We start from the raw sequence: 12,233 nt of genomic DNA, 5'->3' as shown, positions 1-12,233 counted from the left end.
AAGTCAGCCTTTCATGAACGCCGCGAAAGGCTCCTTGTAGTCCGGATGCCAGCGTGACAGAGCAGGGCGGTTCTCGATGATGTCGCCGATTGCCCAGGCCATGCGCTTTTCATCCAACGGCCGCGCCACCTCATTGTCCGGGCACAGGATGTAGAAATCGCCCCGGACTAGGGAATCCAGCATGAAATCAATGACCTGTTCACCGGTCCAGGCACCGGCCGGTTTTTCCGTCGCGCCTTCGGTCAGGCCGGTAAAGGTGAAGCCGGGGATCAGCAGATGGGCGGCAACACGGGCGCCGGGTTCGTTGCGCAGTGCATGCGCCAAGCCTTCGGTGAAAGTCTTCACTCCGGCCTTGGAGACATTGTAGGCAAGATTGCCGGGCGGTGTGGTGATGCCTTGCTTGGAACCGGTGTTGACGATCAAACCCGGCCTTGCCGAGGCCAGCATGCGCGGTGCGAACGCCTCGACGCCATGCACGACGCCCCAGAAATTTATGTCCAGCAGCCGTTTCCAGGCATCGCGGTTTTCCCAGGGCTTTCCGGGGTTGTCGCCGACTCCGGCATTGTTCATCAGCAGCGACACATCGCCGAAGGCGCCGAACGCCCTTTCGGCGAGACGGTCCACCTCATCCGCCTTCGAAACGTCGGCGTCGACGGCAAGCACGGCACTGTCGCCGCCGATCGCAGCGACGGCGCGCGAGGCGTGTTCAAGGCGCGCGCCACCGATGTCGGCCAGTACGATCTTCATGCCCATCGACGCAAACCGCTTGGCGGCCGCAAGACCGATGCCGCTGGCGGCGCCGGTGATGACGGCGGCGTTGCCTCGGCCAAGAGCGGGCAGGGCTGTCTGGATTTCGGCGTCGGTGGTCATGGGCGATGGGTCCTTCTTTCGATGGCGCCGAACTTAGAGACTGTTTGAAAATCCTGCTCTGGCGGCCATCTGATGGCGTTTTCTGCGCTTCCGTTGCTCACGGACCAAATGTCCGCTGCGCTACGGTTCTCGAAACCACCATCATATGACTCACCAGAGCGAATTTCGAAACAGTCTCTTAGCGCTGGAACGGGCTTGCGCAAGCCTCTGATCGCCCTGTTTGGGTTGACCAGTTCGGTCGAGGCTGCGCATGTTGTCCCGGCAAAAGGAGACTTTTGCCGGGACAAATGGAGTTTTCCTGATTGACGGACTGGGTCGCAATTCTCAAGGAACAGACCACCATCGGTGACCAGATGGGGCGCGAGGTGCCGCAGATGCTGGCCAACCCCGACATTAGCGAAGCGCAGGTGAAGACGCTGTTCTCGGCGCTGGAAAAACAGGCCGAATTCGTCGAGAAGCTGCGCATGGCCCTGGAAAAGTTCGGCCATGATTTCTCGATCATCAAGGCCGCGGAGCGGCTGGAGGAGCGCTATGCCGACCTTGCCGCAGCAGTGGCGGAAAAGCTGAAGGCAATGCGCAAGTAGGATCTACTTTTCGATGACCCGCGCGAAACGCGTATCCGGCACGAGCCATACCATCGCGACCAGCACATAAAGCGCGACGCCGATCCACTGGCTGACGAAGGTCAGCACGACGGCTGCGATGTAGATGGCCAGCGAGATCTTTCCCTTGCGATCGTTGCCCAGTGCCTTGGCAAAGGCTGTGTCGTTGCCGTGCAGGCGATGCAGTGCGGCGGCCAGTATCGTATAGGCGATGGCGCATAGCGCCAAGTCGATGCCGTAGACGGCGACCGGCACCGGCGCAAAGTGGTTCTCGCCCATGAAGGCCGTCGTCACCGGCATCAGCGACAGCCAGAACAGCAGATTGAGGTTCGCCCACAACACGCGGCCGTCGACGCGCTGCACGGTGTGGAACATGTTGTGCAGGTTGTTCCAATAGATGCCGACATTGATGAAGGACAGCACGTAACTGAAGAAGATCGGCCACAACGGCAACAGGGCGTAAACATCCTCGCCATGCGGCACTTTCAACTCAAGCACCATGATGGTGATGATGATGGCCACGACGCCATCGGTGAACGCCTCGACCCTGCCTTTGCCCATAAATCCTCCCTTCTGCCGGCACAGGTTACGGTACGAAATCCAAAGACGCCATCTCTCGAGTTGAGTGTTCAACAACGAGCTTGTGGCTCGGGCAACGCCCACCGTGCTGTCAGGAGGCCGGCCTGCCGGTCGGAACGTCGCGGATGAACGTGCGTTAAGGTCGCGATCCCCGAAACCGGTAATGAGGTTGGCCATGGCCATTCGCGATTTGGCCCGTACGCACAATGAAACTCGCGGCGATGCTCTTGCAATCCCCACCGTCGCCGCAATGATTGCCGTGCTGTTTGCCGGCAGCACCATGCTGACGCCGCTCTACATCATCTACAAACAGCAATTCGGTTTTTCACAGATCACGCTGACGCTGATCTACGCGGTGTATGTCGTCGGCAACCTGGCAGCACTGCTGATGCTGGGCGGCATCTCGGATGTTGTCGGGCGCCGGCCCGCGAGCCTGGCGGCCATGCTTGTCGCCATCATCAGTGCGCTTGTCTTCCTGTTTGCCGGAAACGTCGTCTCGCTCGACGTGGCCCGCATTCTGAGCGGGCTCGGCATCGGCGTTGGCGCGGGGACCGGAACCGCATGGATTGCCGAGCTTCTTCCCGGCGCGGACAAGTCGCGCGCCAGCGTCATCGCCACCAGCACCAATTTCCTCGGCCTCGGTCTTGGCGCCTTGATTTCAGGACTTCTGGCTGAGTACGAGCCCTGGCCGTTGCGGCTGGTCTTCATCGTCTATCTGGCGGCACTCGCGGTGGTGACGATCCTGGTCTGGCGCACCCGTGAAACGGTGGCGAGGCCGGGTGGCCTCAAGCACGTTTCCATCCGGCCGCAGCTCTCCGTGCCGGAGGATATCCGCGCGCGCTTCGTCGCGCCGGCGGTCACCGGCTTTGGCGCGATGGCGCTGGTCGGCTTCTATGCCGCCGTGGCGCCGAGCATACTGGCACAGCAGCTGCATGAGACCAATCACGCCGTCGCCGGCGCGCTGTTCTTCGAACTGGCGATCGTCACAGCGATCAGCATCGTGGTTCTGATGCACATGAAGAGCAACAAAGCGATGCTGGTTGCGCTGGCATTGATGATCCCAAGCGTCCTGGCGGTGGTGGTGGCGCAAATGCTGGCTTCACTGATGTTGATGATCGCGGCGACAGCCTGCTGCGGCGTGGTGGCGGCGCTCGGCTACCGTGGTGGCCTGCAGGTGGTGAACGAGATCGCGCCGCAGGACCGCCGCGCGGCGGTGGTGTCCAGCTTCTTCATCTGCTGCTTTGTCGGCAATGCCTTGCCCGTCATCGGCATCGGCATCGTTTCGACCTATGCCAATTCTATCGCCGCTAGCCTGGCCTTCGCTGGCATGATTGTCATTTTTGCGGTGGTGGCGCTGGCCTTCGGGCTGAAACACAGGCGTTGAGACGAGGCAGCGCTCGGGCTCAGCGGTTCGGCATTTCGGGCGCCATGTTGGCGCGCTGGCGCGGCACGCCGAGCCCGGTATCCGGTGGCTCGCCGGCAGCCGGCCTGTTCTCGATCATGTGCAAGGTCCGCCAGCCGCCGAAGCGGTAGTAGGCGGCCGCCAGAACCAGCGAGGTGATCGAGCCGGCCGGAAAACTCCACCACAGCGCCTCCTCACCGAACACGCCGCGCATGAAATAGGCAAAGCCCGTGCGCACGACCAGCACCGAGAACACCAGGATGATCAGCGGCGGCATCACGGCGCCCGTGGCGCGCACCGTGGCAAACAGCACGATGGTGATACCGAACAGGATGAACGACCACGACGCGATGGTGTTGACGTGGCTAGCGATATCGATCGCAGCACTATCGCTGCTCAGGAACAGGCTCAGCACCGGGCGGTCGAAAACGGAAAGCACGGCAACCAGTGCGCCCGTCAGGACCAGGTTGAAGCCGACTCCGGAGGCGGCGATGCGGCCGATCCGGTCCCAGCGCCCGGCGCCGACATTCTGCGCCGCCATCGAGGAAACCGCGGCGCCGATGGCGAGCGCCGGCATCTGGATGTAGGTCCATAGCTGCGCGGCGATGCCGTAGGCAGCGGCGACCTGCGAACCGTAGGAATTGACCATGCCCATCACCGTCAGTGCTGCTGCCGAGATGACGATCATCTGCAACCCCATCGGCACGCCCTTGAAGACGACGATGCGCAGCAAGGAGGGGTCGGGTCGCAGCAAAGCGAGATCGGCGCCGGCCAGCCTCAGCGGATGCTTGCGCACATAGAGCACGATGAGGATGGCGATCACGCTCACCGTCTGGCCGATCAGCGTGGACGTAGCGGAGCCGGCGATTCCGAGTTCGGGAAACGGCCCTATGCCGCGGATGAGCAGCGGGTTGAGGACGATGTCGAGGACAACGGCCAGCGCCATGAAGAAGAAGGGCGTGCGTGAATCGCCGGCACCGCGCAGCACGGTCATGACGAAGGACAGAAGGTTCATCATCGGCACGGCCACGAAGATGATGCGCAGGTAGGAGCGGGCCAGCGGCAAGGCATCGGCCGGCGTGCCCAGCGCGCCCAGGATGGCGTCGACCCAGATCCAGCCGCAGACCGCGAACACCACAGAGACCAGGAAGAAGAAGGTGGCGCTGGTGCCGACGATGCGGCGTGCCTCCGGCAGGTCGCGGGCGCCGACCGACTGGGCCACCAGAATGGTGGCGGCCATGCCGATGCCGAACACCGTGCCGAGGATCAGGAACAGGACGAGGTTTGCATTGGAGGTGGCGGTCAGCGCCGATTCGCCGAGGAAGCGGCCGACCCAGACGGCGTTGATCGAACCGTTGAGCGATTGCAGTACGTTGGAGCCGAGCACCGGCAGTGCGAACAGCAGAAGTGTGCGTGGGATCGGGCCGCTGGTCAGGTCGCCGGTGCGCCGGCGCGTGGGCATTTTTTCGTCCATGACGGGCAACTCGGCGAAGGTTAATCTCAAGAGCGGTTCACCGTTTCACGGAAACGGCGAACCGCTCTCTCTTTGTTTCGACGCAATTCCGGACGGAAAACCGCTACGCACTTTTCCTGGAATTGCTCAAGTCCGGTCCGCGATGATTGCCGATTCACCGGGACAGGTCATGCCTTGATCTAATCATGTTCTCAAAACTTCAGGAATGGGATATTGATCCTCAATGCGTGGGGCCGCATTCCTACTAGATCTTGGATAGACCGGGGGGTTCATGTCCGATATTCCGCTGTTTTTCGAGCGCCTGAACCGGCGCGCGTTTCTCGGTGCGTCCGCCTTGGGCGCGGCATCCGTGGCTCTTTCGGCGTGCACCACGACGGACGTGGCGCCGCCGCCGGTGGCTGCACCGCCAAGCGATCCGGCTTTCGGCGATGCCGCAAGCATGTATGCGGCGCGCGTCGACGAGGGCTATCAATTGCCGGCAATCCCGGTCGCCAAGCTCGATCCGAAGTTCGTGCGTCAGATCGTGTCCGACCCGACCGGAGAGAGACCCGGCACGATCGTCGTCGATACCTCCGAGCACTTCCTCTATCTGGTGGGCGACGGCGGCAAGGCTATCCGCTACGGCGTCAGCCTCGGCAAGGCCGGTTTCGGATGGACCGGCAGTGCCGTGGTTCAGGCGCGGAAAAAGTGGCCGGTCTGGACACCGCCGCCGGAAATGATCGTGCGCCGGCCGGAATTGGCGAAATACAAGGACGGCATGCCGCCAGGCCCGCAGAGCCCGCTCGGCGCCCGCGCGCTGTATCTGTTCCGGGACGGCAAGGACACGATGTACCGTCTGCACGGCACGCCGGAGTGGGATTCCATCGGCAAGAACGCATCGTCGGGCTGTGTGCGCTTCATGAACCAGGACATCATCGACCTTTACGGCCGCGTCAACGGCGTCGCGCCGGTCTTCGTGCGTCCCAATCTGTCGGCTGCTGGCAAGATCATGGCCGTTTCGAGCAGGACCGCCGAGCCGATCGATGCGGGCGTGCCAAGGGACGCGGAGATGTTGAAGTAAGCCGTCACGATCCCTCAGGCGGACGCGCTCGGCGCGCCCGCCCTTGTGTCGTCGTTACTTCTTGGCCAGGCCCGGCAGCGTCACCTGATAGACCAGGAACATGGTGTCGACATCGGCGCCGTCCTCGGCCTTGTAGGGCGCGCCGACCTGGAAGCCGTCCTGAGCGAGGAAGTCGTTATCGTTGGCGATGAACAGGAAATAGTCGTCGGGCAGCTTTGGATCGAGCACGCTGACCACCGACATCGCCTCCCACTTCTCCGACAGGTTGTTCTTGTCGTTCGGCGCGCCATTGTGCAGGCCGAAGCGGCCGAGTTCGGCACTGTCGTTGATATCGATGAACGGCGTCAGCTTTGCCGGCGTCACCGACGGGTCGAGCACGCCCTTGGGCGCCAGCGGCTTGTCGGCGGCATCGAAGGCGCCGCCTGCAATATCGGTCGCGGCCGAGACGTCGACGACGAAGATCTGGCGCACCAGCGAGGTGTCGCCTTTCACGCCCTGACCGTTGCCGCCGTCGCGCGCCAGCATCAGGAAGGCCTGATCCGATAACGCCACGATCTCGCTTTGCGCGGCGATCTTGGTCTTGCCCTTGGCATCCTTGAACACCGGCAGCGGCACGACATATTCATGCGCCAGCTTGAGATGGGCGAGGTCGGAAGCGTCATAGACCAGCGCCCTGGTGTTCTGGCGGGTCGAGGGCGAATCGCCGCCATCCTGCCGGGGCGCCGACTGCAGCACGGCGATCAGGAACTTGCCGTCGGGCGTCATCGCCATGCCTTCGAGGCCCTGGTTGTTCTGGCGGCCGGTATCGGGATCCTTCGGATCGGGCTCGGCCGCACCCGGGCCGGGATTGTCGGAGGCGAAGTTCGGGGCGCCGTGGCGCATCGGCACGAGGGCGGCGGGCGGCTGGGTCGCCGACAGCAGATGTCCGTCGGCGGAGAACCGGTAGATGTTGGGGCCGTATTCGTCCGAGATGAACATGGTGCCGTCGGGCAGGCGCGCGATCGCCTCGTTGTCGAGCGCCAGCTTGCCGTTGGCTTCGGGCAGGATCGGCATGTCGCCGCTTGCCGCGCGCACGCCGTTGAGTGGATCGAGGCCGGTGGCATCGGCACCCTTGTCGTCGGTGAGAAGCATGGTGTCGGCAAGCGTTGCCTTGACGCCCGTCTGCTCCTGGCCGGCAGCCGGTGCGGCGCGCAATGCGGTCGGCGTGAATTCGATGCCGATCGTGTTGAGGCGCGGCCGGTAGTCGGTGGTGCCGACGACATTGTAACCGCGGTCCGGCAGCAGCCACAGCGAGCCCTTGTAGCCGCTCGCATCACGCGTCCAGCTGGTGGTATCGATCGACATGCCGGAGCCCGAGCCGAAGGTCTCGCCGAACTTGTCGCGCTGGGCGGCCGGGATGCGGCCGACGCCGACCAGTCCCTTGTTGACGAGGCCGCCGATCGTCGCTGTGCTGTCGGCGAGCGCCGGCGTCAAGGCGGCGAACAAGGCCAGCGCGACGCCGAGCGACGCGGTTCGGTGCAGGTGTTTCATGGATGAACCTCTTTGTGACAGATGTGCCGAAGCGGCCGCGCAGGACGAAAAACTGAAAGAGATGCAACATCGATGATGCCGCGCGCTCCCGAAACGCGGTCTACGGCGCGAACATGATGCTTGCGTGACAGCGCACGATGCATGCCTGCCGTCTTTTCTACCTGACGACAAAAACGTGCGATTGGCGGAAAGAATTGATCACGTCGTCAGGGCCTGGTCGACGACCGACATCTCGAATGCGAAGGCCGCGCACGAGACTCGTCATTCCCGGATATTCATGGAATTGGCCGAGGCGGGCGAGAAGCCGGTCGATCGAAACGCGTTTATCGGACCGCGCAGCATCAATCGCTGTCGCGCGCCACCAGCTCCAGCGGCCAGACCTCACGCATGATCCGCGGACCATCCGGGCCGGCGAAGGCGGGCAGCGACGCCAGCAGCATTTCGGCGAGCCGCTGTCCCATCGGCTCCAGCGCCGGGCGGAAGGCGGTCAATGCCGGCGAAAAGTAGCGGCAGAGCGGGGTGTCGACGATGACGGTCACCGCCATGTCGTGACCCGGCCTGATGCCCATCTCGGCCAGCGCCTTGCAGCCGCCAAGCGCCATCGCGTCATTGTTGAAGATGATGGCGGTCGGCGGGTTCTTGGACCGCATCACCTGCGGCGTCACTTCGTAGCCGGCGGCCTCGTTGATGAAGCCGGACGCAATCAACTCCGGGTCGACCTCGATGCCATGCCGCCGCAAAGCCTTGCGGTAGCCGGCCAGGAACAGATAGCCGAAATTGAGGTCGAGCGACGGGCGGATGGCGGCGATGCGGCGGTGGCCGCGCGCCACGAGGCGGTCGACCGCATCGGCTCCGGCCTTTTCGAAATCGAGGTCGAGGGAAGGGTAGGACTTGGTTCCGGAGCGGCTGCGCCCGAGCGTGGCGAATGGGAAACCGACCTGGGTGAGATAGTCGATGCGCTCGTCTTCGCGCCGCGTCCAGGCCAGCACCACCGCATCGGCCCGGCGCGTCTCGACGACACGGCGCAGGCGCTCTTGCTGATAGTCGCCCGGAGCGCCCATGACCACGATCAGGTCGAGCCCGCTTTCGGCGAGCCTTGCCTGCAGCCCGATCAGGAGCGGAATGAAGAACGGCTCGCCATATTGCTGGTCGCCCGGATGCGGCTGCATCATGAAGGCGATCGAATGGGTGGCGCCTTGCCGCAAGCTGCGGCCGGATTGGTTCGGCGAGTAGTTGAGTGTCCTGGCCGCTTCGAGCACGCGTTGGCGCGTGTCGGCATTGACGTCGGCACGGCCGTTAAGGGCGCGCGACACCGTGCCGATCGAAATGTTCAGGTGACGGGCAAGGTCGTGAATGCTGGATGCCAAGTGACTGTTCTCCCCCTTGCCTGGCTAGCACCGGCAGCCGTGCAGGCCAAGACGACAAGACGATTTTCGCGAGCGGCCAATTGACATTCTACGCCTTCGGGTGTGTTCTCGTAAACGTTTACGGAAAAACGTTTACGGCCATGCCGTGAATGCCGTGACGATCGGTCTGGAGGGACCGAGAGGGAGGAGCACTGGATGGTCAATGTCGTCCTGGTCGGTTGCGGAGCCATGAGCAAGGCCTGGCTCGATGCCGCGCGGCAGATCGACCGGCTCGCCATTGTCGGCCTTGTCGACCTCGACGCCGACAGGGCGCGAGCGAGGGCGCACGAATACGATCTCACCGGTGCCGTCATTGGAACCGATCTCGACGCCGTGCTCGACCAGACCCGGCCTGACGCAGTATTCGACGTGGTGGTTCCCGCCGCCCGGCGACAAGTCGCGCTTTCCGCCTTTGCCCATCATTGCCATCTCTTGACGGAAAAGCCGCTCGCCGACACTCCTGAGAATGCGCGGGCCATCGTCAAGGCCGCTCGCCAGGCCGGGCGCGTTCATGCCGTCGTCCAGAACCGCCGCTATGTCGCCGATGTCAGGCGCATCCGGAGGTTCCTGGACTCCGGCGCCATTGGTGCCGCCACCAGCATTCATGCCGACTTCTTCGTCGCGCCGCATTTCGGCGGCTTTCGCGAAGAGATGGCCCATGTCCTGCTGCTCGACATGGCGATCCACACCTTCGACGCCGCCCGTTACATGGTCGCCGGCGAGCCGGCCGGCGTCTATTGCCAGGAATGGGAGCCGGCCAATTCCTGGTACCGGCAGGGATCGTCGGCCAGCGCCGTCTTCGATCTCGGCGGCGGCAGACTGTTCACCTATGCCGGCTCATGGTGCGGCGCCGGTTTCCGCACGAGCTGGGAGGGCAGCTGGCGCATCGTTGCCGAGCGCGGCAGCCTCATTTGGGACGGCCATGACGTGCTGCAGGCAGAGGTCGTGGCGCCGGGCCGCGACGGCCTTTTCGACAAAACCCAGCCAATCGAAGTGCCGCCGCTCGATCCCGCCGACCGCGTCGGCGGCCATCTCGGCATTATCCAGGATTTCATCCGCGCCATCGAGACCGGCACCGAGCCGGAGACGCGCGGCGCCGATAACATCAAGAGCCTGGCCATGGTTTTTGGCGCCATCGAGAGCGCCGAAACCGGCCGCCGGGTGACGATCGCAGAGGACGCACAATGACGCTAAACCCGCTTCTCGACATCCGGATAGGCACCATGGTGCCGGCCAACCTCGACGATCCGGCGGCCTACATCAAGGCGATCCTGCCGCTCGGTTTCGAGAGCATCCAGCCTTTCTTCTGGCAGACGCTGGGCGGCAAGGACTTGCCGCGTCTTGCCGGCCAGATCCGAGAGGCGATCGGCGATGCCGATGTCACCGTGTCCTCGCTCGGCGTATTCGGCAATCCGCTCGAGAGCGGCGATGTCGACCGCGGCGTGCTCCAGGCCTGGGAAACGGTGATCGACAACGCGCATCTGTTCGGCACCTCGATGGTCAGCGGCTTTACCGGCCGCCTGCGCGGCAAGCCGCTGACCGACAGCCTGCCGCGCTTCAAAGAGGTCTGGGGACCGCTGGCCAGGCGCGCCGCCGACAAGGGCGTGCGCATCGCTTTCGAGAATTGCGCGATGGACGGCAACTGGGCTCAAGGAGACTGGAACATTGCCCACAATCCCGACGCCTGGGAGCTGATGTTCAACGAATTGCCGAACGACAATTTGGGCCTCGAATGGGAGCCCTGCCACCAGCTTGTCTATTTGATCGATCCGATGCCGCAGATCCGCAAATGGGCGCCGCGCATCTTCCACGTCCACGGCAAGGACGCGACGGTGCGCTGGGATGTCATCCGCGAGCATGGCGTGTTCGGTCGGCTGCCTTTCGTCCAGATGCGCACGCCGGGCTTCGGCGACAGCGACTGGACGCGGGTGATCAGCGAATTGCGGCTGGCCGGCTACAAGGGCGCCATCGACATCGAGGGCTGGCACGATCCGGTCTATCGCGGCGATCTGGAAATCACCGGGCAGGTGCGGGCGCTGGAATATCTGAAGCAATGCCGGGGAGGCGCCAGCTACCTGCCAAACCCGATGTGAGAGCAGACCGGCGGGGGGAGCCAGCCGGAAAGCCTGCGGCATACTGCCGGAACGGATGTTGAAACCCTCGGATTGCGAGGACAAAAGGGAGGAACTTGCATGAGCATCGCGAAGAGAACGACACTTCTGCGCTCGACCGTCGTGGCGGCGGCCACGGCGCTTTGCGCCACAATTTCTACCTTGCCCGCACAGGCGCTCGACGCCCAATGGTGCAAGGATGTCCACATCCGTTTCTTTGTCGGCGGCGCCGAGGGCGACGCTTTCGGCACCATCGTCTACAATGGCGCCAAGCAGGCTGCGGCCGATCTCGGACCGAAGGTCGACTACATCTTCTCCCAGTGGGACGTTGAAAAGATGGTGCAGCAATTGCGAGAGGCGGTCGCGGTTAAGCCCAACGGCATCGCCATGATGGGCCATCCTGGCGACGGCGCGATCATGCCGCTGGCCGAGCAGGCGCACAAGGACGGCATCAAGATGATGTACCAGAACGTGCCGGTGCCGAAGGTGGTGGAAGCGTTCGGCGGCGGCTATGTCGGCGCCCAGCAGGAGCAACAGGGCCGCGCGCTTGGCGCCGAGGCGTTCAAGCTCGGCAAGCTCAAGGCCGGCGACAAGGCGATCATGATCGGCCCGTTCGAGAACGAGGCCCGTGGCGCGCGCGAGCGCGGCACGGTGGCGGCGCTCAAGGAGGCCGGCGTCGAAGTCATCCAGCTGTCGTCGCCGCCAAGTGGCGAATGGGCTTCCGATCCCAATCTGGCGATTCCGGTGATCACCGCGGCACTGCTCAACAATCCCGACGTCAAGGCGGTCGGTTATCCCGGCGGGCAGATGCTCGGCAATGTTCCGACCTACATGCAGGCGGCGGGACGCAAAGCGGGTGAGATCTTCAACTTCGGCTTCGACACCAGCCCTCAGATCGTCGAGGGTTTCAAGGGCGGCTGGGTGCAGCTGACGGCCGACCAGCAGCCGTTCCTGCAAGGCTATCTGCCGATCCTCAGCCTCTGCCAGCAGGTGGTGCTCGGTCTGGCGCCAATGAATGTCGACACCGGCGCCGGTTTCGTCACGCCCGACAATTACGAGATCGTCGCCGAGCTTGCCAAGCAGGCGCTGCGCTGACCTCCCAAGCCGTCGGCCGGGTTCAAGCCCGTTCGGCCATGGCGATCCTCGCTTGATTGTCTCTTGCCGGCCTTGGCCAGCGATCCCGTCGGCCGGGCTTGAAC

General features: G+C 63.9%; 11 protein-coding genes. 6 read left to right on the top strand and 5 right to left on the bottom strand.

Translation table 11 applies throughout. From position 1 onward, the window contains the following. Positions 1–3 precede the first annotated feature (3 nt). Entirely contained in the window at positions 4–870 is an 867-nt protein-coding gene (locus NKJ90_RS15335; protein ID WP_023757030.1) for an SDR family NAD(P)-dependent oxidoreductase, read from the bottom strand. Positions 871–1,172: 302 nt separating this feature from the next. On the opposite strand from NKJ90_RS15335, the gene NKJ90_RS15330 reads away from it, so the two are divergent. Then, the gene (locus NKJ90_RS15330; RefSeq protein ID WP_023757031.1) at positions 1,173–1,454 is read left to right on the top strand and encodes a hypothetical protein; all 282 of its coding nucleotides are present in this window, start codon (positions 1,173–1,175) and stop codon (positions 1,452–1,454) included. 3 nt (positions 1,455–1,457) lie between these two features. Here NKJ90_RS15330 and NKJ90_RS15325 read toward each other — a convergent pair whose 3' ends face one another. After that, a complete protein-coding gene (locus tag NKJ90_RS15325; RefSeq protein WP_023757032.1) occupies positions 1,458–2,033 on the bottom strand; it encodes a TMEM175 family protein in 576 nt (191 codons plus the stop codon). Positions 2,034–2,226: 193 nt separating this feature from the next. Here NKJ90_RS15325 and NKJ90_RS15320 point away from each other — a divergent pair, with 193 nt between their 5' ends. Next, the gene (locus NKJ90_RS15320; RefSeq protein ID WP_023757033.1) at positions 2,227–3,435 is read left to right on the top strand and encodes an MFS transporter; all 1,209 of its coding nucleotides are present in this window, start codon (positions 2,227–2,229) and stop codon (positions 3,433–3,435) included. A gap of 19 nt (positions 3,436–3,454) precedes the next feature. Here the strand turns inward: NKJ90_RS15320 and NKJ90_RS15315 are convergent, their stop codons facing one another. Then, the gene (locus tag NKJ90_RS15315) at positions 3,455–4,927 is read right to left on the bottom strand and encodes an MATE family efflux transporter (RefSeq protein WP_502904913.1); all 1,473 of its coding nucleotides are present in this window, start codon (positions 4,925–4,927) and stop codon (positions 3,455–3,457) included. A gap of 271 nt (positions 4,928–5,198) precedes the next feature. Between NKJ90_RS15315 and NKJ90_RS15310 the strand changes: the two genes are divergently transcribed. Continuing rightward, on the top strand, positions 5,199–5,987 hold the full coding sequence (locus NKJ90_RS15310; RefSeq protein ID WP_352486303.1) for a L,D-transpeptidase: 789 nt from the start codon (positions 5,199–5,201) through the stop codon (positions 5,985–5,987). Between the two features lie 54 nt (positions 5,988–6,041). On the opposite strand, the gene NKJ90_RS15305 is transcribed toward NKJ90_RS15310, so the two are convergent. After that, the gene (locus NKJ90_RS15305) at positions 6,042–7,517 is read right to left on the bottom strand and encodes an esterase-like activity of phytase family protein (RefSeq protein ID WP_023757035.1); all 1,476 of its coding nucleotides are present in this window, start codon (positions 7,515–7,517) and stop codon (positions 6,042–6,044) included. A 341-nt stretch (positions 7,518–7,858) separates the two neighbouring features. Continuing rightward, positions 7,859–8,884, bottom strand: coding sequence for a LacI family DNA-binding transcriptional regulator (locus tag NKJ90_RS15300; RefSeq protein ID WP_023757036.1), 1,026 nt, complete (start codon positions 8,882–8,884; stop codon positions 7,859–7,861). A gap of 195 nt (positions 8,885–9,079) precedes the next feature. On the opposite strand from NKJ90_RS15300, the gene NKJ90_RS15295 reads away from it, so the two are divergent. The 3 genes from NKJ90_RS15295 (at position 9,080) to NKJ90_RS15285 (ending at position 12,129) form a co-directional block, all read left to right on the top strand. Next, positions 9,080–10,111 carry a Gfo/Idh/MocA family protein gene (locus NKJ90_RS15295; protein ID WP_023757037.1) on the top strand — a complete coding sequence of 344 codons (1,032 nt, stop codon included), beginning with the start codon at positions 9,080–9,082 and terminating at the stop codon, positions 10,109–10,111. Beyond that, the gene (locus NKJ90_RS15290; protein WP_023757038.1) at positions 10,108–11,016 is read left to right on the top strand and encodes a sugar phosphate isomerase/epimerase family protein; all 909 of its coding nucleotides are present in this window, start codon (positions 10,108–10,110) and stop codon (positions 11,014–11,016) included. The genes NKJ90_RS15295 and NKJ90_RS15290 overlap by 4 nt, the downstream gene beginning before the upstream one ends. 99 nt (positions 11,017–11,115) lie before the next feature. Continuing rightward, positions 11,116–12,129, top strand: coding sequence for a substrate-binding domain-containing protein (locus NKJ90_RS15285; RefSeq protein WP_023757039.1), 1,014 nt, complete (start codon positions 11,116–11,118; stop codon positions 12,127–12,129). Positions 12,130–12,233: the final 104 nt, after the last annotated feature.

This window comes from Mesorhizobium sp. M0051 (assembly GCF_040323235.1).
Taxonomy (GTDB): domain Bacteria; phylum Pseudomonadota; class Alphaproteobacteria; order Rhizobiales; family Rhizobiaceae; genus Mesorhizobium.
Note: the sequence above shows the minus strand (reverse complement) of the source record. Positions and strands in the feature narration are given on the sequence as shown.

Excerpts from the sequence above, each read along its gene's own strand:
- NKJ90_RS15335 (WP_023757030.1), bottom strand. The coding sequence starts at position 870 with ATGACCACCGACGCCGAAATCCAGACAGCCCTGCCCGCTCTTGGCCGA.
- NKJ90_RS15325 (WP_023757032.1), bottom strand. The coding sequence starts at position 2,033 with ATGGGCAAAGGCAGGGTCGAGGCGTTCACCGATGGCGTCGTGGCCATC.
- NKJ90_RS15320 (WP_023757033.1), top strand. The coding sequence starts at position 2,227 with ATGGCCATTCGCGATTTGGCCCGTACGCACAATGAAACTCGCGGCGAT.
- NKJ90_RS15315 (WP_502904913.1), bottom strand. The coding sequence starts at position 4,927 with ATGGACGAAAAAATGCCCACGCGCCGGCGCACCGGCGACCTGACCAGC.
- NKJ90_RS15310 (WP_352486303.1), top strand. The coding sequence starts at position 5,199 with ATGTCCGATATTCCGCTGTTTTTCGAGCGCCTGAACCGGCGCGCGTTT.
- NKJ90_RS15305 (WP_023757035.1), bottom strand. The coding sequence starts at position 7,517 with ATGAAACACCTGCACCGAACCGCGTCGCTCGGCGTCGCGCTGGCCTTG.
- NKJ90_RS15295 (WP_023757037.1), top strand. The coding sequence starts at position 9,080 with ATGGTCAATGTCGTCCTGGTCGGTTGCGGAGCCATGAGCAAGGCCTGG.
- NKJ90_RS15290 (WP_023757038.1), top strand. The coding sequence starts at position 10,108 with ATGACGCTAAACCCGCTTCTCGACATCCGGATAGGCACCATGGTGCCG.
- NKJ90_RS15285 (WP_023757039.1), top strand. The coding sequence starts at position 11,116 with ATGAGCATCGCGAAGAGAACGACACTTCTGCGCTCGACCGTCGTGGCG.